Annotated in this window: 18 protein-coding genes and 2 pseudogenes; 2 read left to right on the top strand and 18 right to left on the bottom strand. The window is 71.7% G+C overall.

Annotated elements, in window-relative coordinates; translation table 11 throughout:
- Positions 1-24 precede the first annotated feature (24 nt).
- The 6 genes and pseudogenes from ACPPVO_RS29125 to ACPPVO_RS29100 form a co-directional block, all read right to left on the bottom strand.
- Positions 25-1,566: a lysine 5,6-aminomutase subunit alpha TIM-barrel domain-containing protein gene (locus ACPPVO_RS29125; RefSeq protein WP_426514327.1), complete on the bottom strand. Its 1,542-nt coding sequence runs from the start codon at positions 1,564-1,566 to the stop codon at positions 25-27.
- A gap of 17 nt (positions 1,567-1,583) precedes the next feature.
- Positions 1,584-3,089, bottom strand: a complete 1,506-nt coding sequence (locus ACPPVO_RS29120; RefSeq protein ID WP_426514326.1) for an amidohydrolase — start codon at positions 3,087-3,089, stop codon at positions 1,584-1,586.
- Entirely contained in the window at positions 3,086-4,078 is a 993-nt protein-coding gene (locus tag ACPPVO_RS29115; protein WP_426514712.1) for a hypothetical protein, read from the bottom strand. Before ACPPVO_RS29115 ends, ACPPVO_RS29120 begins: the two co-directional genes overlap by 4 nt.
- 79 nt (positions 4,079-4,157) lie before the next feature.
- Positions 4,158-4,448: pseudogene (locus ACPPVO_RS29110) on the bottom strand (GTP-binding protein); the annotation flags it as partial.
- A 124-nt stretch (positions 4,449-4,572) separates the two neighbouring features.
- Positions 4,573-4,809: pseudogene (locus ACPPVO_RS29105) on the bottom strand (ATP-binding protein); the annotation flags it as partial.
- A gap of 209 nt (positions 4,810-5,018) precedes the next feature.
- The gene (locus ACPPVO_RS29100) at positions 5,019-5,264 is read right to left on the bottom strand and encodes a nitrate- and nitrite sensing domain-containing protein (protein ID WP_426514325.1); all 246 of its coding nucleotides are present in this window, start codon (positions 5,262-5,264) and stop codon (positions 5,019-5,021) included.
- A gap of 209 nt (positions 5,265-5,473) precedes the next feature.
- On the opposite strand from ACPPVO_RS29100, the gene ACPPVO_RS29095 reads away from it, so the two are divergent.
- Entirely contained in the window at positions 5,474-6,847 is a 1,374-nt protein-coding gene (locus tag ACPPVO_RS29095; protein WP_426514711.1) for a KamA family radical SAM protein, read from the top strand.
- Positions 6,848-7,798: 951 nt separating this feature from the next.
- Here ACPPVO_RS29095 and ACPPVO_RS29090 read toward each other — a convergent pair.
- The 10 genes from ACPPVO_RS29090 to ACPPVO_RS29045 form a co-directional block, all read right to left on the bottom strand.
- Positions 7,799-8,098: a cation:proton antiporter regulatory subunit gene (locus ACPPVO_RS29090; RefSeq protein WP_426514324.1), complete on the bottom strand. Its 300-nt coding sequence runs from the start codon at positions 8,096-8,098 to the stop codon at positions 7,799-7,801.
- A 495-nt stretch (positions 8,099-8,593) separates the two neighbouring features.
- Positions 8,594-9,784 carry a DNA polymerase IV gene (gene dinB / locus ACPPVO_RS29085; protein WP_426514323.1) on the bottom strand — a complete coding sequence of 397 codons (1,191 nt, stop codon included), beginning with the start codon at positions 9,782-9,784 and terminating at the stop codon, positions 8,594-8,596.
- Between the two features lie 40 nt (positions 9,785-9,824).
- Complete coding sequence (locus ACPPVO_RS29080) at positions 9,825-11,219, bottom strand: GH1 family beta-glucosidase (protein WP_426514322.1); 1,395 nt, start codon at positions 11,217-11,219, stop codon at positions 9,825-9,827.
- A gap of 46 nt (positions 11,220-11,265) precedes the next feature.
- Positions 11,266-12,279 carry an ABC transporter ATP-binding protein gene (locus ACPPVO_RS29075; protein ID WP_426514321.1) on the bottom strand — a complete coding sequence of 338 codons (1,014 nt, stop codon included), beginning with the start codon at positions 12,277-12,279 and terminating at the stop codon, positions 11,266-11,268.
- A complete protein-coding gene (locus ACPPVO_RS29070; protein ID WP_426514320.1) occupies positions 12,276-13,319 on the bottom strand; it encodes an ABC transporter permease in 1,044 nt (347 codons plus the stop codon). Before ACPPVO_RS29070 ends, ACPPVO_RS29075 begins: the two co-directional genes overlap by 4 nt.
- A gap of 1 nt (position 13,320) precedes the next feature.
- The gene (locus tag ACPPVO_RS29065) at positions 13,321-14,301 is read right to left on the bottom strand and encodes an ABC transporter permease (RefSeq protein ID WP_426514319.1); all 981 of its coding nucleotides are present in this window, start codon (positions 14,299-14,301) and stop codon (positions 13,321-13,323) included.
- Positions 14,298-15,425 (bottom strand): ABC transporter ATP-binding protein, encoded by a 1,128-nt coding sequence (locus ACPPVO_RS29060; protein WP_426514318.1) that lies wholly within the window; start codon positions 15,423-15,425, stop codon positions 14,298-14,300. The genes ACPPVO_RS29065 and ACPPVO_RS29060 overlap by 4 nt, the downstream gene beginning before the upstream one ends.
- 102 nt (positions 15,426-15,527) lie before the next feature.
- On the bottom strand, positions 15,528-17,183 hold the full coding sequence (locus ACPPVO_RS29055) for an ABC transporter substrate-binding protein (protein WP_426514710.1): 1,656 nt from the start codon (positions 17,181-17,183) through the stop codon (positions 15,528-15,530).
- A gap of 137 nt (positions 17,184-17,320) precedes the next feature.
- Entirely contained in the window at positions 17,321-18,340 is a 1,020-nt protein-coding gene (locus ACPPVO_RS29050) for a LacI family DNA-binding transcriptional regulator (RefSeq protein ID WP_426514317.1), read from the bottom strand.
- A 262-nt stretch (positions 18,341-18,602) separates the two neighbouring features.
- Positions 18,603-20,174, bottom strand: a complete 1,572-nt coding sequence (locus tag ACPPVO_RS29045; RefSeq protein ID WP_426514316.1) for a serine/threonine-protein kinase — start codon at positions 20,172-20,174, stop codon at positions 18,603-18,605.
- 76 nt (positions 20,175-20,250) lie between these two features.
- Here ACPPVO_RS29045 and ACPPVO_RS29040 point away from each other — a divergent pair, with 76 nt between their 5' ends.
- Positions 20,251-20,382: a hypothetical protein gene (locus ACPPVO_RS29040; RefSeq protein ID WP_426514315.1), complete on the top strand. Its 132-nt coding sequence runs from the start codon at positions 20,251-20,253 to the stop codon at positions 20,380-20,382.
- On the opposite strand, the gene ppgK is transcribed toward ACPPVO_RS29040, so the two are convergent.
- Positions 20,350-21,111, bottom strand: a complete 762-nt coding sequence (ppgK, locus tag ACPPVO_RS29035) for a polyphosphate--glucose phosphotransferase (RefSeq protein ID WP_426514314.1) — start codon at positions 21,109-21,111, stop codon at positions 20,350-20,352. The genes ACPPVO_RS29040 and ppgK overlap by 33 nt on opposite strands.
- Before the next feature lie 87 nt (positions 21,112-21,198).
- Complete coding sequence (locus tag ACPPVO_RS29030) at positions 21,199-21,459, bottom strand: Prokaryotic metallothionein (RefSeq protein WP_426514313.1); 261 nt, start codon at positions 21,457-21,459, stop codon at positions 21,199-21,201.
- Positions 21,460-21,486 lie beyond the last annotated feature (27 nt).

Below are 21,486 nucleotides of genomic sequence, written 5' to 3'. Positions count from 1 at the left end.
CGGTCGTGTCCCCGTACGGCCGGATCACCTCGTGCACAGCAGCTCCTCGGCCGGGTTCCAGTAGTCCGCCGCCCGGGCCGCGACCCCGTCGAGGCCCTTGCCCCGGTCGGCGGGGCGCCGCATGATCCCGAACGTGCCCTCGCCGATCGCGGCGAGGAGCCCCTGCTCACCGATCCGCTCCAGCAGCTCGACCGCCTCAGCGAGTACCACCGCCGCCCGTCCTCGAATGAACGGGCCCGGCACGAAGTCCTCGTGGAGGTTCCCCGCGGCCCGCAGCACGTAGTCGACGTTCTGCAGCGCGATGTCCCGGTCCGACAGCCACGGCGTCACGACCGCCTCCGTCATCATCCCCACCAGCAGGATCCCCTGCCCGGTCAGGACCCCGGCGAGGTTGAAGAACCCGTCGAGGAGGTTCCCGCGGAACACGTCACCGGTCATGTGCCGGGTCGGCGGCATCCACTTCAGCGGCGCCCCCGGGAACAGCTCCCGGGCCAGCAGCGCATGCGCGAGCTCCAGCCGGAACGACTCCGGCAGCTCCGGGTTGATCTCGAACGCGTGGCCGAGGCCGAGCTGCCACGTCTGCAGCCCCGCCTCCGCCGCGAAGTACTCGTTCAGCAGCTGCGACACCGTCACCGTGTGCGCCGCCTCGACCGCGTCCGCGGTCGTCAGGTAGTTGTCCTCACCGGTGTTGATGATGATCCCGGCCCGGGCGTGGATCTGCCGCGAGAACCGCTGGTCGACGAACGTGCGGATCGGGTTGATGTCCCGGAACAGAATCCCGTACATCGAGTCGTTCAGCATCATGTCCAGCCGCTCCAGCCCGGCCAGGGCCGCGATCTCCGGCATGCACAGCCCCGACGCGTAGTTCGTCAGCCGCACGTACCGGCCGACCTCCTTCGACGTCTCGTCCAGCGCCGCCCGCATCAGCCGGAAGTTCTCCTGCGTCGCATACGTGCCCGCGAACCCCTCCCGGGTCGCGCCCTCCGGCACGTAGTCCAGCAGCGACTGCCCGGTGGAACGGATCACGGCGATGACGTCGGCGCCGGCCCGCGCCGCCGCCTGCGCCTGCGGAATGTCCTCGTAGATGTCGCCGGTCGCGACGATCAGGTAGATCCACGGCCGCCGCGGCGGGTCCCCGAGCCGCGCCACCAGCCGTTCCCGTTCCCGCCGCCGCCGGTCGATCCGGGCGACCCCCCGCCGCACCGCCGCCGTCGCCGGCCGCCGCGCCCGCCGCGACGCCGGCACCTCGAACCGGACACTGCCGGCCGCCGCCTTCTGCGCCAGCAGCGTCAGATCGCCGTGCCCGTCACGGATCAGCGCGTCGAACACCGGCAGCAGCACCCCGTGACCGAGCCCGACGTCGGCGACGACCGCGTCGACGAGCCGGTTCACCCACGGGATCCCGTCCGGGTCGGCGCCGCCGATCCCGGCCAGCCGCAGCGTCGCCCGCTCCACCGCGACCGTCGTGTGGGTCCGGGCCAGATCGACGACGGGCCGGCCCGCCGCCGCGGCGAGCCGCCGCGCGTGAGCGACCGTCGCCGGGTCCAGGCCGAGTTTCCCGGCCACCGGGGCCTCCTTCAGGGTCAGAGATTCCAGATGTCGGTACCCGCGAGCACCGTCGTGCGCGCCGCGGGCGTCTGCTCACCGCCGAGGACGGCGGTCAGCGGCAACGCCGTGTCCCACACGGTGAACGTCGCCGTCCCGCCCGGGTTCAGGACCCCCTCGTCGTCCTCGCCGACGGCCCGCCAGCCGCCCCGGGTGTGCGCGGCGAACGCGGCCTTCGCCCCGATCCGCTGCACCGGATTGTGGTGCCGCATCGCCGCCCGGCACGACCCCCACGGGTCCAGCGGCGTCACCGGGCTGTCCGACCCGAACGCCAGCAGCACCCCGACGCCGGCCATCGACCCGATCGGGTTCGCGGCCACCGCCCGCTGCGGGCCGAGCCGCTGCGCGTACATGCCGTGCTCCCCGCCCCACAGCCGGTCGAACGCCGGCTGCACCGACGCGACGATCCCGTACTCGACGAACTTCGCGATCGCCGCCTTGTCGAGGAGCTCCGCGTGTTCGATGCGGTGCCGGCCGGCCCGCAGCCGCTCCACCCCGACCGTCGCCGCGGCGAGCCCGAACCCGGCCAGGACGGTACCGATGGCGGCGTCCCCGATGGCGTGGAAACCGCCCTGCACCCCGTGCTCCGCGCAGCCGGCCAGATGCGCCCCGACCTGCTCCGCGCTCAGGTACCCGTGCCCGCACCCGCCGGCGCCGTCGTCGAGGTACGCGGCGCCGAGGTGCGCCGTGCGGGCGCCGAGGGCCCCGTCGGCGTACAGGTCCCCGGCCGCGCCCCGCGCCCCCAGCTCCCGCGCCTTCGCCGCCGCCCCGGCCTCGCCCCACAGCCCGAACACCCGCGGGAACCCGGGCCCGTGCCCGAGGGCGGTCGTGAAGTCCGCCTCCCCGGACGTGCCGGGCCCGCCGCACTCGTGCACCGCCGCGATCCCCAGCGACGCCGCATGCCGCAGAGCCGCCTCCTGCGCGGCGCGGGTCTGCGCGGCGCTGATCGACGCGTACGCCGCCTCCCGGACCACGTGGTGGGCGTCGCGGCGCAGCCACCCGCCGTCGTCGTACCCGGCCGCCGCCTTCGCCTCCGCCGACAGCAGCGCCGGCGACACCAGCGCCGCGTGCACACACGCCCGGGACAGGTACACCCGCCGGCCCCCGCCGGCCCGGTCCAGTTCGGCGGCCGACGGCGTCGTGTGGTCGTCCCACCCGGACTCGTCCCAGCCGTGCCCGATCACGACCGCGTCGCCCGGCAGCGCCGCCGCGTGCGCCGCGACCGCGTCCAGGACCTCGCCCGCGGACCGGGTCCCGGCCAGGTCCAGGCCCTGCCGGGTGAGACCGGTCGCGGTGGTGTGCACGTGCGCGTCGACGAACGCCGGCGTCACCAGGGACCCGGCCAGGTCCACGACCCGGTCCGCGCCGGCCGGGGCGTCCGCGTCGGGGCCGACCCACACGATCCGGTCGCCGTCGGTGAGCAGCGCGGTGGCGGAGGGGTCGGCCGGGGTATGGACGCGGCCACCGCGGTAGAGGGTTCTCATACCGCCAAGTCTGCCAACCGCGCCCGGAACAGCCGCCGCAGCGTCGGCTCGGACCGCAGCAGCCCGATCGCGTAGTCGGCGTGGCCGGGCACGTAGCCGTTGCCGATCAGCATCGTCACGTCCGCCGCGAGCCCCTCCGCGCCCAGCGCCGCGGCCGGGAACGACGTGGCCATGGAGAAGAAGATGACGGTACCGCCGGGCCGGGTCGCCAGGATCGCCGCGTGCTCACAGCCGGGCACGTCGACACACACCACGGTCAGGTCCGCGGGCGCGCCGACCGCCGCGGGCAGGCCCACCGCGTCGCGGGCGTCCGCGACCACCACCTCGCCGGCCAGGCCCGACTCCTCGAGCGCGGCCCGTTCCCGTTCGTCGCGCACGACCCCGACGGTGTGCCGGCCGCGGGCGGCGGCCAGGGCGAGACTCCCCGACTTCCCCGCCGCGCCCAGCACCAGGACCCGGTCGGCCAGGTGCCGCCGCACCAGCGCCGGCGCCCCGCACACGTCCAGCACCGCCAGGGCCAGCTCCGGCTCCAGGTCGGCGGGCAGCACCGCCGCCACCGACCGGGCGAACAGGATCGCATGCCCGTCGCACGGCACCTGCTCGCCGAGGCCGTCCCACCGGGCCAGCCCGTCGTACACCTGCAGCGGCGTCAGGGTCAGCGACACCAGCGTCGCGACCCGGTCCCCCGGCCGCAGTCCCAGCGGCGAGTCCGGCCCGGCCTCCTCGACGACGCCGATGAGCATCCCGCCCGACCCGGTCACCGGGTTGTGCATCTTGCCCCGCGCCGCGATGATCCCGGCGACCGCGGCCCGGATCGCCGGCCCGTCCCCGCCGTGCGCCCCGGCCAGCTGCCGGTACGAGGCGGCGTCGAGGTTGAGCCGCTCGACCCGCACCCGCACCTCGTCGGCCCCGACCGCCGGGGACGCGTCGAGGCGCTCCGCGGCCTGCGGCAGCACCCCGGCCGGCGCCAGAACCCGATGCAACCCGATCGGCGAACCCACTTTTCCCGCACCACCCCACCGTTGACCGAAGATTTTCCGGCACAGTAACGCGAACGCAGGATATTTTTCAAGACCGGGTCAGGGTGAGGACATGCTCCACCAGCCCGATCAACACCGCCTTCGACGACTCCCGATCCCGGGCGTCACACAACAGCAGCGGCACCCGCCCATCCAGATCCAGCGCCTCCCGCACCTCCGCCTCCGAATACGTCACCGCATCGTCGAAACAGTTCACCGCCACCACGAACGGCGTACCCCGCCGCTCGAAATAGTCGATCGACGGGAAGCAGTCCGCCAGCCGCCGCGTGTCCGCCAGGACCACCGCACCCAGCGCCCCCAGCGCCAGCTCGTCCCACACGGCCCGCCTCGAACGGCTCCGCCGCCACCGCCGCCTGCGCCTGCGCCTGCGCCACCACCAGATCCGCCGGCAGCAACGCCACCGCCGTCACACCCCCGTACGGCGACGCCCGCAACACCACCCACACCCGGTGCCGCGCCGCCAGCTGCGCCACCACGAACAACCCCAGCTGCGCACTGTTACCCGGGTCGAACTCCGGCGGCTCCGCCAGCCGCCGGTTCGCCGCCTCCAACGCCTCCGGCGACATACCCAGCCCCCGGTCCTCGACCTCCACCACGAACCCGTTCGGGACCGCCTGCCCCGTCACCTGCACCCGCGTGTGCGGCGGCGAATACGCCGTCGCGTTCTCCAGCAACTCCACCAGCAGGTGGATGACGTCACCGACAGCCGCCGACGCCACCGCCGTACGCTGCACCGAGTTGAACGCCTCCGCCACCTGCCCGATCTCGTCACCACCCAGCCGCAGCGGCGGCGCCTCCACCGCCACATCGACCGCATCACCCCGCCGCAGCCGCGACACCACCGCCGGCAGCCGCGAGCACGAACACCCCGCGGGCCTCCGCCGCCACGTCACCGTTCTGAGTCCGTCTGCTGCCGCGCCTGCACCATCTGCGCCTGGCCGCTCTTACGCCCCGACGCCAGATACGCCCCCGTCAGCTGCCGCTCCGACTGCAACGCCGACACCATCGTCTCCGCCGGCTCACCGACCCGGTCGGCGATCGTGGACGTGCCGCGCAGATCCAGCGCGGACGGCAGCGTGATACTCACCGCGAACAGCCACAACGCCACGAGCATGACCAGCGGCACGGTCATCATCGCGGTGATTTTGGCTCGGACGGACCAGCGACTTCTCATCGGACCTCGGTTGCGCGACAGGTGCGGGCAGGGTGCCACGCCTCGCCCCGAACCGTATGCATCACGCTGCGTGCCCACGTCGGGCCGCAAGACCACAAACTCGCCCGGTCAGCCGACAGACAGTAAACCTTCCGCAACAGGGATCGCCTGCCGAAGAATTTCCCGATAATCTGCCATCAAGACACAAAACCTTGAGGAGCGGGACCGTGCAGCCATATGCCTACCAGCGCCAAGCACTCACCGAGCCCGACTGGCGCCGCTACCCCGGCTGGGCCACCATCACCCGCGACCAATGGGAAAGCGCCCAATGGCAACGCGCCCACTGCGTCAAAACCATCCCCCAGCTCCGCGCCGTCCTCGGCACCACCGTCACCGACGCCTTCTACGACGACCTCGCCACCGACCAGGCCAACCACGCCACCATGTCGATGCTCATCCCACCCCAAATGATCAACACCATGAGCCCCGACACCCCACCCACCGACGACACCCTCCGCAACGACCCCATCCGCCGCTACATGCTCCCCATCGCCACCGACCGCCACCCCGACTTCCCCTCACACCCCTACGCCACCCGCGACTCCCTCCACGAACACGACATGTGGGTCGCCGAAGGCCTCACCCACCGCTACCCCACCAAAGTCCTCGCCGAACTCCTCCCCACCTGCCCCCAGTACTGCGGCCACTGCACCCGCATGGACCTCGTCGGCAACAACACCCCCACCGTCACCAAACTCAAACTCGCCGCCAAACCCGCCGACCGCCACACCGCCATGCTCGACTACCTCCGCACCCACCCCGGCGTCCGAGACGTCGTCGTCTCCGGCGGCGACGTCGCCAACCTCCCCTGGCACCAGCTCGAAACCTTCCTCATGTCACTGCTCGGCATCGACACCATCCGCGACATCCGCCTCGCCACCAAAGCCCTCGCCGGACTCCCCCAGCACTGGCTGCAACCCACAGTCGTCGAAGGCCTCGAACGCGTCGCCCGCACCGCCGCCCGCCGCGGCGTCAACCTCGCCATCCACACCCACGTCAACCACGCCCAATCCCTCACCCCCCTCGTCGCCAAGGCCGCCCACACCGCCCTCGAAGTCGGCGTCCGCGACGTACGCAACCAGGGCGTCCTCCTGCGCGGCGTCAACGCCACCGCCGAAGACCTCCTCGACCTCTGCTTCGGCCTCCAGGGCGAAGCCGGCATCCTGCCCTACTACTTCTACATGTGCGACATGATCCCCAACGCCGAACACTGGCGCGTCGCCGTCTGGCAGGCCCAGCAGCTCCAGCACGACATCATGGGCTACCTGCCGGGCTACGCCACCCCGCGCATCGTCTGCGACGTCCCCTACGTCGGCAAACGCTGGGTCCACATGGTCACCGAATACGACCGCGAACGCGGCATCAGCTACTGGACCAAGAACTACCGCACCAGCATCGAGGACGACGAAACCCAGCTCGACCGCACCTACCCCTACTACGACCCGATCGACACCCTCCCCCCGACCGGCGCCGACTGGTGGCGCAAGGAAGAGCACACCGCCTGACCCCCACCACCTGCGACAAAACCCCAGCCGACCCCACCCCGGAAGGCGCACCCTGAGAAAGTGCGCCGCAAAACCCTCCGCCTCCTGGGCATCGCCATCGCCGCCGCGCGGCACTCCTGACGTACGTCAACTGGGCCGGCGACCGCGACGCCGCCCGCTTCGACCCAGCCGCCCAGCTGCGCTGCGCCCGCGGCACCCAGATCGCCGGCGCCCAGGCGACCGCACCGCCCACGAGCCGCGAGACCCGCACCCCCGACGAGCTCGTCGACGCCTGGGCCAACGCCCGCAACCCGGATCTCGTCGCGGGCAAACGCCGCCTCTTCAACAGCGACGACCGCATCGACATCGGCTTCGACACCAAGGCCCAGACCGTCGCCGTGCTGACCTTCCACGCCGACAAGGCCCTCGGCTGGCACCTCGACGCCGTCGTGGCCTGCCAGTCCCAGGTACGGCAGTCGACCGCGCCCAAGGCCACCTAGCCACCGCAGGCAGCCGACGCCGCGAAACCGAAAAACCTAAGTCAGCCGCGCAGCGGCTAGGTAGTTGCTTTGTCAGGCGTGGCGTAGCCACGTCCCCTAAGGCTTCCTAGGATGCTAGGATTAGACATAACCGCAGGTCACTCCGGGCGGCGAGCGCGGATCCTCGCGGCCTTGCGTAGGGGATCGGCGCGGTGATCAGGGTGTTCGCCGACGAGCAGCGGGCGCGGCGGCGCTCGCCGGGACGGGTTGGCAGCGCTTGGCGCAAGAGCCTCATCTGTCGCCGTGACCGAGCGGTTGTCAGCGGCGACTCGCAGCCCCGCGGCCGTGGTCCCCGTCAGCCGGCCCGAAGCCGTGGTCACCGCGCCCGCTCCCCGGATTACCGCAATTGCGATTACCGGTAATCCGACAATCCAGTATTCGGCCGGCGAGGAGCGCCGCGCGCGTAGGGCATCCTAGGACACTAGGATCTGAATCAGCGCGGGAAGGCGCCGCGCTCGCCCAGGCGTTCGATCTTCTCCGTCGGGCCCGACACGATCAGCACGTCGCCGTCGCCGTCGCCGATCACCGTCTCCGCCACCGCCGTCTCCGCGTCGCGGCCCGGGCGCTTCACCGCCACCACCGTGATCCCGTGCCGGCTGCGCAGGCCCAGCTGCGCCAGCGTCGAGCCGACCAGGTCGTCGGGCGGGCACACCTTGGCGATCGCGTACCCGTCGTCGAGCTCGATGAAGTCCAGCAGCTTCCCCGTGACCAGGTGCGCCACCCGCGCGCCCATGTCGGCCTCCGGGAGCACCACGTGCCGGGCCCGCCGATCTGCACCAGGGCGAGGATGACGCCCTGGCCGAACGGCGACCAGTAGGTGGCCGTGTCCACGGTGCTCATGCCGGTGATGAACACCGACGACGCGGCCGTGAACAGCGCCGTCAGCGGCGGGGCCGACGTTCCGGCGGCGCGGGCCGCGGGGAGCAGCAGCAGCCCGGTGCCGGCCAGCAGCGCCACCACGAACGCCGTCGGCAGCAGCCGCGTGGGGTGGCGCAGGGCCCGGAGCATGCCGGGGATCCTAGGCCCTGTCCTGCCGATCATGCCGGCCTGCGCCGGGCCCAGACCCTCGCCCAGGCCGGCCCGGCGCGCTGCGCCAAGCCGGCCCGCCCAAGGCGCTGCGCGCACCCCGCGAAGGCCGGGTTACAACACCGGTAGCCAGGCCTCCGCGGGGCACACGCAGGCGAAATCTGGACCTCGTCTCGGCTCGACATGACCGACAGGACAGGGCCTAGTCGGGCAGCAACGGTACCGTCGGGCCTTGCCGGCGGCCCAGCAGCGACGCCCGGGTCAGGGCGGCCGAGCCGAACCGGTCGCGGACCTTGTCCATCGCCGTGTCCAGCTCGTCGCCCGAGGTCACGTCGAACGGCAGCTCGAGCTGGGCCGAGCCGTCGCCGTCGAGGTTCGACACGGCGATGCCGACCAGGGTCAGGCCGCGGTTGGCAATGTCGGACACGGCCGCGGCGTGCAGGCGCAGGACCGCGTCCAGGATCGTCTGGGTGTGCGAGGTCGCCCGGGGCAGGGTGTGCGAGCGGGTCACGCGCGTGAAGTCGGCGAAGCGCAGCCGCAGCACCACGGTGCGCCCGGCCCGCCCGGCCGCCCGCATCCGCCGGGTCACCCGGTCGGCGAGCTCGGCCAGGACGGCCTGCTGGAACGCGCCCGGGTGGGGGCCGCGGCCCAGGGCCCGCTGGGCGCCGACCGAGCGCCGCCGGCGGCCCACCACGACCGGCCGGGGGTCCCGGTTGTGGGCCAGGGCGTGCAGGTGCCGTCCGGTGCCCCCGCCGAGCATCGACACGAGCGTGGCCTCGCCGAGCCGGGCGACCTGCCCGACCGTCGTCACATGGTGCGCGTGGAGTTTGGCGGCGGTCACGGTACCGACACCCCACAGTCGTTCCACGGGGAGCTTGTGCAGGAACGTGAGCTCGTCGGCGGGCGGCACGAGCAGCAGCCCGTCGGGCTTGGCGACGCCGCTGGCCACCTTGGCCAGGAACTTGGTGCGGGCCACGCCGACGGTGATGGCCAGGCCGACCTCGGCGCGGACCCGGTCCCGCAGCCGCGCGGCGATGCCCATCGGCGCGCCGGCGATGCGGTACAGCCCGCCGACGTCCAGGAACGCCTCGTCGATGGAGAGGCCCTCGACGACCGGGGTGGTGTCGCGGAAGATCGTGAAGACGTCCTTGGAGGCCTGCGAGTAGGCGCCCATCCGCGGCGGCACCACGATCGCCTCCGGGCAGATCGCGCGCGCCTGCCGACCGCCCATCGCCGTGCGCACGCCGCGCCGTTTCGCCTCGTAGCTGCACGCCAGGACCACGCCGCCGCCGACGATCACCGGGCGTCCGCGCAGGCGGGGGTCGTCACGCTGCTCGACGGAGGCGTAGAACGCGTCGAGGTCGGCGTGCAGGATCGTAGCCCCGTCCGACACGAACATATGTTCGCACAGGACGGGGCCACCAGGGAATATGTCAGGCGCGAAGGGCCCGGATCGTGTCGCGGTACCAGTGCGCCGAGCGCTTCGGGGTGCGCTCCTGCGTGTCGTAGTCGACGCGGACGATGCCGAACCGCTTGTCGTAGCCGTACGCCCACTCGAAGTTGTCCATGAGCGACCACGCGAAGTACCCGCGGATGTCGGCGCCCTGCTGGCGGGCCAGCGCGACCGCGCCGATGTGCGAGTCGAAGTAGGCGACACGGTCGGCGTCGTCGACGTAGCCGGTCTCGTCGGGCACGTCGGCGAACGCGGAGCCGTTCTCGGTCACGAAGATCGGCAGCCGGTAGTCGGTGTACAGCCGCACCAGCAGCTGCGTGAAGCCCTCGGGGACGATCTCCCAGCCCATCGCCGTGATCGGCCGGCCGGTCGGGATGACCCGGCTCACCGGCAGCCCGTCGGCGTCGGTGTCGTTGCCGTCCTCGTCGACGCCGGAGACCGTCTCGGAGAAGTAGTAGTTGACGCCGAGGACCTCGATCGGGGTCTTGATGACCTCGAGGTCGCCGTCCTGCACCGGCAGGGTGATGCCGCGGCGGGCCAGGTCGTCGACGAGGTCCGCCGGGTAGCGGCCGTGCACAAGCGGGTCGAGGTAGATGCGGGTGCCGAGCGCGTCGGCGCGGCGGGCGGCGTCGCGGTCGGCCGCGGAGTCCGTCTGCGGCGTCGACACCCCCATGTTCAGCGTGATGCCGAACTCGTGGCGGCCGTCGGAGGCCTCCCGCATCCGCTGGGTGGCCAGGCCGTGGCCGAGCAGCAGGTGGTGTACCGCCGCCATGCTCGCGGCGAAGTCCCGCCGGCCCGGGGCGTGCGCGCCGTAGGCATACCCGAGCATCGCCGAGCACCACGGCTCGTTCAGCGTGGTCCAGGTGGTGATCCGGTCCTGCAGCGCGTCGAAGACCATCATGCTGTAGTCGGCGAAGCGGTAGGCGGTGTCGCGGTGGGGCCAGCCGCCGGCGTCCTCGAGCTCCTGCGGCAGGTCCCAGTGGTACAGCGTGACCCACGGGGTGACGCCGTTGGCCAGCAGCTCGTCGGTGAGCCGGTCGTAGAAGCCGATGCCCTCGGGGTTCACCGGGCCCCGGCCGCGCGGCTGGACGCGCGGCCAGGCCACGGAGAAGCGGTACAGGTCGACGCCGAGGTCGCGGATGAGCGCGACGTCCTGGGGCATGCGGTGGTAGTGGTCGCAGGCCACCTCGCCGGTGTCGCCCTTGTCGATCGCGTCGGGCACCTCGCAGAACGTGTCCCAGATGGACCGGGTGCGTCCGCCCTCGTCGACCGCGCCCTCGATCTGGTAGGCCGAGGTCGCCACGCCCCAGCGGAACGAGGGCGGAAGCGTGGCGATCGGGTTGGCTCGATCGAGGGGTGTCGCGGTCGTGTCCATGGTTCTCCTGGGTTGTTCAGCGAATGGAGTAGGGGCGGGTCCCCCGCTACCCGGCGGTGACCGGGTGCAGGTGACAGGCCACCGAGCGGGCCGCTCCGACGTGGTCGTCGGGCTTGCCCAGGATCGGGATCACCTTGTCGCACGGCTCGAACCGCTTCGGGCAGCGCGGGTGGAACGAGCAGCCCGGCGGCATGCCGCGCAGGTCCGGCGGGGAGCCGGGGATGCCCGTCAGCTCGCGCCGCTCGCCGCGCAGGGCGGGGAACGAGCGCAGCAGGCCGGTGCTGTACGGGTGCAGCGGCTCGCGGTAGATGTCGGCCGACGGGGCCTCCTCGACGATCCGCCCGCCGTACATGATCGCGATCCGGTCGCTGAACTCCACCAGCAGCGACAGGTCGTGGGTGATGAACAGCACCGAGAAGCCCAGCCGCTCGCGCAGCTCGACGAGCTGGCCGAGGATCTGCCGCTGCATGACCACGTCGAGGGCGGTCGTCGGCTCGTCCATGATGACCAGCTGCGGCCGCAGGGCCAGGGCCATGCCGATCATGACGCGCTGGCGCATGCCGCCGGAGAGCTGGTGCGGGTACGCCTCCATGCGGTCCTCGGCGATGCCGACCAGCCGCAGCATCTCCTTGGCCCGGTCCAGGCGGGCGGCGCGCGACAGCTTCGGCTCGTGCGCCTTGATCGCGTCCATCATCTGGATGTCGATCTTGTGTACCGGGTTGAGCGAGTTCATCGCGCCCTGGAACACGATCGACGTCTCGGCCCACCGGAACTTGCGCAGCTCGGCGTGGGACAGGGAGAGCACGTCGTACGGGTCGCCCGACGGCGGGTGGTAGGTGACCGTGCCGCCGGAGACCACACCGGGCGGCGGCAGCAGCCGGGTGACGCCGTAGGCCAGCGTCGACTTGCCGCTGCCGCTCTCCCCGGCGAGGCCGACGACCTCGCCGCGGTGGATGGTGAGGCTGACCTCGCGGACCGCGTGGACCGCGTCGTCGCCGAGGCCGTAGTCGACGTTGAGGTTCTTGATCTCCAGCAGCGGCCGGGTGAGGACCTGGGTCATCGCGTGGTTCCGTCCCTCATCTCGATGTTCCCGGCCGGCTCGACGGGGCGCACGACGGGGGTGAAGCCGACCCGCATCCGGACCCGCTCGCCGGTGCTGGTGCGCTTCGGGCCGTGGCCGGAGGTGCGCAGCCGCGGGCTGACGAACTCGTCGATGCCGAAGTTCACCAGGCTCAGCGCCGTGCCGAGGATGGCGATGGCCAGGCCGGCGGGGACGAACCACCACCAGGCGCCCTGGGCGAGGGCCTGCTGGCCCTGGGCCCAGAACAGGATGGTGCCCCAGTTCCAGGACGACACCGAGGAGATGCCGATGAACGCGAGTGTGATCTCCGAGAGCACCGCGAAGATGACGGTGCCGACGAAGCCGGAGGCGATGATCGCGGTCAGGTTGGGCAGGATCTCGAAGAAGATGATCCGCCAGGTCTTCTCGCCGGTGGCCCGGGCCGCGTCGACATAGTCGCGGCGGCGCAGCGACAGTGTCTGGGCCCGTAGGACCCGTGACCCCCACGACCAGCTGGTCAGGCCGATCACCAGCGCCACGGTGAGGTCGTTCACGTGCGGCAGCGAGGTGCAGATGATGATGACCAGCAGCAGGCCGGGGATCACCAGGAACACGTTGGACAGCACCGAGAGGATCTCGTCGGCGATGCCGCCGAGGTAGCCGGCGGTGACGCCGACGAGGATCGACAGGACCGTGGCGACGATCCCGGCGACCGCGCCGACGAACACGACACTGCGGGTGCCGGCCAGGATCTGGCTGAAGATGTCCTGGCCGAGGTGCGTGGTGCCGAACCAGTGCTTGGCCGACGGCGCCTGGATCGCGTCCGAGGTGATCTTGTCCGGGTCGTACGGCGCGACCCAGGGGCCGATGATCGCGAACAGCACGTAGATGCCGAGGATGAACAGGCCGGTGGCGGCCTTGCCGTTGGCGATGAAGCGGAACCGCCGGCGCTTGGCCTTCGTGGCCGTCACGGGGTCCGGCTGCGCCATGGCGCCCTGGCCGGGGATGACCTGCTCGATGCTGGAGGGCGTGACGGTCATGTCAGCCGGCCTTTCGGGTGCGCGGGTCGAGCAGCGTGTAGGCCACGTCCGCGAGCAGGTTGGCGACCAGCACCGAGATGGTGATGACCAGGAAGATGCCCTGCATCAGCGGGTAGTCGTGCGCGCCGACGGCCTGGAAGAGCTGGAAGCCCACCCCCGGGTAGGAGAAGACGATCTCCACCAGCAGGGTGCCGCCGACGATGAAGCCCAGCGACAGCGCGAACGCCGAGATGTTGGGCAGCAGCGCGTTGCGGGCGGCGTAGCTGAACGCGACCCGCCGCTCGGAGAGGCCCTTGGCGTGGGCGACGGTGATGTAGTCCTCGGCCGACACTGTCACCATCATGTTGCGCATGCCGAGGATCCAGCCGCTCATCGACGACAGCAGGATCGTGATCGCCGGCAGGACGCTGTGGTTGATGGCCGAGCCGATGAAGGTCCCGTCGAAGTACGGCACCAGGCCGGGCGTGTAGCCGCCGGAGGACGGGAAGTAGCTGCCGTTGCCGGTGAAGACGGCGATGAAGACCAGGCCGAGCCAGAAGTACGGCACCGACGACAGGAACGTCGTGGCCGGCAGCAGGCCGTCGATCCAGGTGCCCCGCCGCCAGCCGGCGCCGATGCCCAGCGTCGTGCCGATCACGAAGCTCAGGATCGTGGTGATGCCGACGAGGCCGATCGTCCACGGCAGGCTCGACCTGATGATCTCGCTGACCGTCGACGGGAAGAACGTGAACGACAGGCCGAGGTCGCCGTGGAACAGCTGGCCCCAGTAGTCGAGGTACTGCTGCCACAGGCTCTGCTGCTTGTCGAGCCCGAACAGCACCTCCAGCGAGTGGATCGAGTCCGACGACACCGCGCCCTGGTTGCGGGCCAGGAACGAGCTGATCGGGTCGCCGGGGATCATCCGGGGGATGAAGAAGTTGATGGTGATCGCGGCCCAGGCCGTGAACAGGTAGAAGGCGAGGCGTTGCAGCAGGAACTTCATCGTGCCTCCTCCGGCAGGTGCAGCGCCGGCGGCGTGGGGATGGACGGGTCGGCGACCGAGCCGACGCCCTCCTTGGCGACGGTCTCGGCGTCGTAGAGCCAGCAGGCGGCCCAGTGCCCGGGCTCGCCGCCGACGTCCAGGCGCGGCGGCAGGTCGACGGTGCAGCGCGGCATCGCGTGCGGGCAGCGCGGGTGGAACCGGCAGCCGGCCGGGGGCCGGATCAGGCTCGGCGGCTCGCCGTTGCCACGGTCCTTCGCGGTCGCGTCGGCGATGCCGGCGATGCGGTCCGGGTCGGGGGCCGACTCGATGAGCAGCCGGGTGTAGGGGTGCGCGGGGTTCTGCGTGACCGACTCGCTGTCGCCGCCCTCGACCATGCGCCCGGCGTACATCACCATCGTCTCGTCGGCGAAGTACCGCGCCGAGGCGATGTCGTGCGTGATGTACAGGATGGCGAGGTTGAGCCGCTCCTTGAGGTCGCGCAGCAGGTTGAGGATGCCGAGGCGGATCGACACGTCAAGCATCGACACCGGCTCGTCGGCGAGCAGGGCCTCCGGGTCGGCGCCCAGGGCGCGCGCGATCGCGACGCGCTGGCGCTGGCCCCCGGACAGCTCGTGCGGGAACTTGTCGATGTAGCGCTCGGGCGGGGTCAGCGCCACCCGCGTCAGCAGCCCGGCGAGGGCCGTCTCGAGCTCCTCGGCGTTGCGGCCGGCGTTGCCGTGGATCTTCAGCGCCCGGGTCAGGTGGTAGCGCACCGTGTGCACCGGGTTGAGGGAGCCGAACGGGTCCTGGAAGATGAGCTGCACCCGGCTGACGTAGTCGCGGAACCGGCGCCCGCCGTGCACCCGGGTCGTCTCGCCGTGCAGGCGCAGGTCGCCGGCGGTGCGGGGGTAGAGCTGCGCGAACAGCCGGGCGACGGTGGACTTGCCGGAGCCGGACTCGCCGACCAGTGCGGTGACCCTGCCGCGGCGCAGGGTGAGGGACACGTCGTCCACGGCGTGGACGACCGCCCGCTTGCCGGTGAAGATGTCGCTCAGCTTCCGCCGGACGGGGAAATGCTTGGTCAGGCCCTCGGCCTCAAGCACCACCTCGCCGACCGGCGCCGCCGGGCTCTCGCTCAACGTCATTGCCGTTGGTCCTGTCTCGGGGGGTGTCTCGTCATGGGATACCGCTCCCCGGGCGACCCGCGCAAGGGCCGCCCGGGGAGCGGTGTCAGTACGATCCGGTCGTCAGGAGCCGGCCGGCTTGAGGTGCAGGATGACGTCCAGGGCGTTGGCCTGGGTCGGCTGCGCGGCACCGTACGGGTTGGCGTCGTCCGGCCAGCCCGTCCAGTTCTTGGCGCTGTACGCCGCGCCGATGTTGTCGGCACCGACCGGGATCATCGGGGCCTGCTCGACGAAGACCTTCTGCAGCGTGGCGAGCGCGGTCTTGCGGGCCGCGTCGTCGGTGGCGGCGGCGTAGGCGCGCAGGGCGGCCGTGGCCTCCGGGCTGTTGAAGCGGCCGAAGTTCGCGGCCGGGGACGCGGTGCCGATCGGCTTGAGCTGGTCGCCGTCCATCACCGTGCGGTAGATGTCGTACGGGGTCGAGCCACCGTCGGTCCAGCGGAACGCGGCGTCGAACTGGCCGGCCTCGATGTTCTTGAACCAGGCGTCCTGGTTGGCCTTGTCGATCGTGGCCGCGATGCCGATCTGGGCCAGGTTGGCCTTCACGATCTCCAGCGAGGTCTGGTAGTCCGACCAACCGGCCGGGTCGCTCAGCGTCAGGGCGACCGGCTTGCCGGACGGGTCCTTCAGCGTGGTGCCGTCGAGCTTGTAGCCGGCGCCGGTGAGCAGCGCCTTGGCGCCCTCGACGTCGACCTTGTAGTCCTTGCCCTTGTACTCGTCGGAGATGTAGGCGTCACCGGCGGGCGACGGCAGACCCGTCACGCTCTTGACCAGCGGGTGGAAGTAGCCGGCCTCGGCGGTGTTGAAGATGTCGTCGCGGTTGATGACCATGCCCATCGCGACGCGCAGCTTCGGGTCGTTGAACGGCGCCTTGGTGGTGTTGATGTACAGGCCGTGGATGCCCAGGACCGGCGGGGCCCAGATCTTGTGGCTGGCCGCGTCCTTGTCGATGAAGACGGTCTTCACGTTGGGGATGAAGACGAAGCTCCACTCGCACTCGCCGTTGGCCAGGGCCGTGGTCTGCGCGTTGTTGTCGTTGTAGGACGTGTACCGCAGCTCCTTGACCTGCGGCAGCGCCTGCCAGTAGCCCTTGTCGCGGGCCGTGAGGGTCGTGGTCTGCGGGGTGAAGGACTTCAGGGTGTACGGCCCGGAGCCGATCGGGTTCTTGTTGGCCTCGGCCTTCGGGTCGGCCACCTTCTCCCAGACGTGCTTGGGCACGATCGGGATCTGGGCGATCGCCTTCTGCTGGCTGACGAACTGCGACTGCTTGAACGTGATGGTCACGTCGGCGCCGCTCGCGACCGCGTCCGCGATCGCGACACCGCCGCCGTTCAGCGCCTCGTTGTCCCGCACCAGCTTGTAGGTGAACGCGACGTCGTCGGCGGTGACCTTCTCGCCGTCGGACCAGGTGGCGTTGTCGCGGATGTTCACCTTGACCGAGGTGTAGTCCTTGTTCCACTCGGCCTTGGTGGCCAGCCACGGCTTCATCGGGTCCGCCGGCTTGACCGGGTTCCACATCATGAGCGGCTCGTAGATCACCCAGCGGTAGCCGTCCTTGGCCCCGGCCGAGGTGGTCAGGAACGGGTTCTCGTTCTCGGTCAGCGGGCCGTTCGGCATGCCGACGGTCAGGACCGTGGTCTTGGCGCCACTGCCCTTGTTCGGGTCGTTCGGCGAACTGCCGCACGCGGCCAAGGCGGTCGACGTGGCCAGCAGACCGGCCATGCCGAGCAGTACGGAGCGTCTGGTCAACACGGGGGTGTCTCCTTTGGTACCTGGATCGACAGGTGGGGCGGACGGTTACATTCGGGGTATCTCGACGGCGCCTCGAGGTGCGGTGCCGCCCGTGGTGCTTTGAGGCGTCAGGTGGTGCGCTCGGGCTGCGCCGCGACGGTGGACCCGCGCACGACGAGCGTGGTGGACAGGATGTTCGGCTCGGCCGTCAACGGCGTGCCGTCGAAATGCGCGATGAGCCGCCGGGCCGCCATCTCGCCCATCTGGCGCATGGGCTGGCGGACGGTGGTCAGCGGCGGCTCGGTGTGGGCCGCGTGCAGGATGTCGTCGAAGCCGACCAGGGCGACGTCCTGCGGCACGGCCTTGCCGGCCATCCGCAGCGCCTGGAGGGCGCCGGAGGCCGACAGGTCGTTGTGCGCGAACACGGCGTCGAACTCGAGGCCCTCGGCGAGGGCCCGGTGGATCGACACCATGCCGCACTCGTAGGTGAAGTCCCCCTCCACGACGAGGCGGGGGTCGATCGGGGCGCCGGCCGCGGCGAAGACGTCGGCGAAGCCGCCGAGGCGGTCCTGCGTGCAGCCGAACTTCTCGGAGCCGGTGATGACGAGGGGGCGCCGCCGGCCGATCTCGACGAGGTGCCGGGCGGCGAGCGAGCCGCCGGCCCGGTTGGTGGTGGCCACCGACGGCATGAGCGGCTTGTCGCCGCGGTCGTCGATGAGGACCACCGGCAGGCCGCCCGCGTACAGGTCGGCGAGGTAGTCCAGGGTGCCCTCGGGCTCGATGGCCAGCAGCCCGTCGAAGGACTTGCCGGACACCTGGGCGGAGAACTGCCGCATGGACTCGGCGCCGCGGTTGCACGTGAACAGCAGCAACCCGTACCCCTCCGACTCCACGACGTCGACCGCGCCCTGCACGACCTCACCCATCCACGGCCACGTCAGCGACGGGACGAGCATCCCGATCACCCGGGTGTGACCCCGGGCCAGGTTGACCGCCCGCGCGCTGGGCACGTAGCCCAGCTCGTCGATGACCGTGCGTACCCGTGCCGCGGTCGCCTCGTCGACCTCTCCTTTGCCGTTGAGCACCCGCGAGACGGTGGTCTTGCTGACCCCCGCCCGCGCCGCGACATCGGCGATGGTGATCGGCACGCCGCGATCCTTCCGGTGAGAGCGCTTTCTGGCAAGAGAGCGTGTTCTGGAACCGGTTCCGCAACCGGTTCCGGCACACTAAATCCGATTGCGGACTGTGGTGTCAATAACACGCTGGTAACGAAAGTTCACGAGCCGGCAACCCTTGCCAAGCGGCTGCGCATGGTGTTTGCTCGGGACCACCGTCGATGCGAACGCGGGCGCACGGCAATCCCGGCACCGCCCGCTCGGAACCGCTCCCATGGAGCGCTCTCACGCTTTTTCAGCGGAGTTTGATCGCGCTGCCGTCGCCGCCCACGAGCCCCGACTTGACCCGCAGCTCCGTGAACGTGACCCCGTCGGGCACGTCGAAGACGAGCGTGCCGGTCACCGCGTCGCCGGCCGCGATCTCGCCGAACAGCGGCCGCGACGGCTCGTAGTACACCCACGAGAACTCGTCGGGCCCGTACTCCTTGCCGTCGCCGTCGCGCAGCTTCTGGTTGCCGGCCCAGATCCGGCCCTTGCTGTCGCTGGTGTTCTCCACCTTGAGCGCGGCCAGGCAGTACTGCCCGGCGGGCTTGCGGGTCAGCGGCCAGTCCCCGAGCTCCTTCTTGCCGCACTCGAACTTCGCCAGGGTGAAGCGCATCTTGCCGTCGGAGGCGACGGGGGACCGCTTCGGCGTCGGCGAGGGCGTCGGCGGCTTCGCCGGCTGCCCCGGCTGGGCGCCCGCCCCGCCGCCCTTGCCCGCCGACTCGGCCAGCTTCAGCCCGCCGAGCAGGCACGCGAGCAGGGCCACGAGCGCGACCACGGCGCCGATGCCGCGCCCGGCCCGGCGCGGCCGCCGGCGCGGCGGTGGCGGGGGCGGCGGCAGCGGCGGCGACCAGCGCCCGCCGGCCGGGTCGAGCCGGGTCCCGGAGCCGCCCGGCGCCGCGGAGCCGCCCGGCGCCACCGGGACCGGCTTCGTCGGCGGCGACACCGCCGCGGCGCCCTTGACGAACGTGGCCGTCCGCGACGACGGCCGGGGCCGCGCCGAGCCGGACGCGCGCACGGTCGCGGCCACCTGCGCCGCGGCCGGGTCGTCCTGCCCGACGAGCGCGAGCAGCACCTGCCGCGCCGTGGGGCGCGCGGCGGGGTCGGCCTTGAGGGCCTGCCGCACCACCTTGGCCAGGCCCGCGTCGAGCCCGGCGAGGTCCGGCTCGGCACCGGGGTCGGCCCCCACGGGCATGCGCCCGGTCCCGGCCCAGGCGACGAGCAGGCCCCACGCATACACATCGGAGGCCTGCGACGGCGGCCATCCGCGCACCTGCTCCGGGGCCAGCCAGCCGGGGGTGCCGAAGGCGGGCCCGTGCGCGGCGGTCTGCCCGAGCAGCCGCGCCACCCCGAAGTCGATGACCTTCGGCCCGAACGGCGAGAGCAGCACGTTGCGCGGGCTCAGGTCGGCGTGCACGAGCCCGACGGCGTGGATCGCGGTCAGCGCCGCCACCACCCCGACCGCGACCGCCTCGACCTGCCCGGCGAGGGGCCCGTGGGCGGTGGCGTAGTCGTGCAGCGACGGCCCCGCCACGTACTCGGTCACGAGGTGCGGCACGTCCCCGTCGAGGGCCACGTCGAGGACCCGCGCCGTGCAGAAGCCGGCGACCCGCGACGCCGCGGCGGCCTCGGCCGCGAACCGGTGCCGGAACATCGGGTCGTGGTAGAACGCCGCGTTGATGACCTTGAGCGCGACCTTCCGGCCGTCGGGCCCCTCGGCCAGGTACACGGTGCCCATCCCGCCGACGCCCAGCAGCCCGCGCAGCCGGTAGGACCCGACCGACGCCGGGTCACCGGCACGCAGCGGCGCGGGCGAGTCCCCCATGCCCGCAATGGTGCCTCACCCGCGCACCCGGCCGGAAATCGGCCAAATGCGAAAATCACCCGATATGGTACCCATTATGCGCATGCATCGCCTCGGCTGGCTCGCCGCCACCGCCGTCCTGGCCGCCGGATGCGGCTCCAGGACCGAGGACACCGGCACCACCGCGGACCGCAGCTCAGGCGACGCCGGCGTTGCGGGCGGCCATTAGCGCCGCGCCCGCGATCCCCGCGTTGTTCTGCAGGGTCGCCGGGACCACCTTCGTCGGCACGTCGACGAGGTGCAGCCACCTGTCAGTCTTCTTGCTCACGCCACCGCCGACGATGATGAGGTCCGGCCACAGCAGGGCGTGCAGGTGCCGCAGGTACGTCTGGACCCGCTCGGCCCAGTCCGGCCACGCGAGCTCCTCCGCCTCCCGGATGCGGTCCGACGCGTAGTCCTCCGCGTCGCCGCCGTGCAGGTGCAGCCCGCTCATCTGCAGGTGCCCGAACTCGGTGTTCGGCACCAGCTTGCCGTCGATGAACAGCGCCGTGCCGATCCCCGTGCCGAACGTGACCATCACGACGAGCCCGGGCACGCCCCGGCCCGCCCCGTACTCCAGCTCCGCCACCCCGGCCGCGTCGGCGTCGTTCAGCACCGTCACCGGCCGGCCGAGGGCCTCGGAGAACAGCTGCTCGGCGGACGCGTCGACCCACGACTGGTCCACGTTCGCCGCGGTCTTGGTGACCCCGTGCTGTACCACCGCCGGAAAGGTGATCCCGATGCTCTGCGCGGCCTCGAAGGAGCCGGCCACGGCCACCACGGTCTTCACCACGCTGGCCACGTCGGCCGGCTGCGGCGTCTCGATGCGGACCCGGTCGCTCGTGAACGCCCCGGTGGCCAGGTCGACCGGGGCCCCCTTGATGCCAGATCCGCCAATGTCGATTCCCAGGACGACCACAGCTGCTCCTCACGCGCGCGGGGGCTCCACAATGCCTGCGTAACCCAATCATGGCGGGGAAGTGCAATGATCACCGGGGGAACGGGCTCAGCCCGGGTACGCCCCCACCGAGTCGCGCACCTCGAAACCGGTCGGCGCGTCCGCGGTACGGGCGCAATGGGCGCAGCAGTAGAACCGCCCGGACACCTCCGCGCCGTGGCCCACGATCCGGGTCCCGCAGTGCTCGCACACCGGCGCCAGCTTCTGGATCGCGCACTCGAAGGAGTCGAACGTGTACGTCCCGCCCCCGACGGTGCGCACCTCGAACGCCATGTAGTAATCGTTGCCGCACGTCACGCAGACGGCCATGTCAATACCCCCCGTTGGATGCGTCTC

Source organism: Dactylosporangium sp. McL0621, from assembly GCF_049995355.1.
Lineage (GTDB): Bacteria > Actinomycetota > Actinomycetes > Mycobacteriales > Micromonosporaceae > Dactylosporangium.
This window is presented reverse-complemented; position numbering and strand designations above follow the sequence as displayed.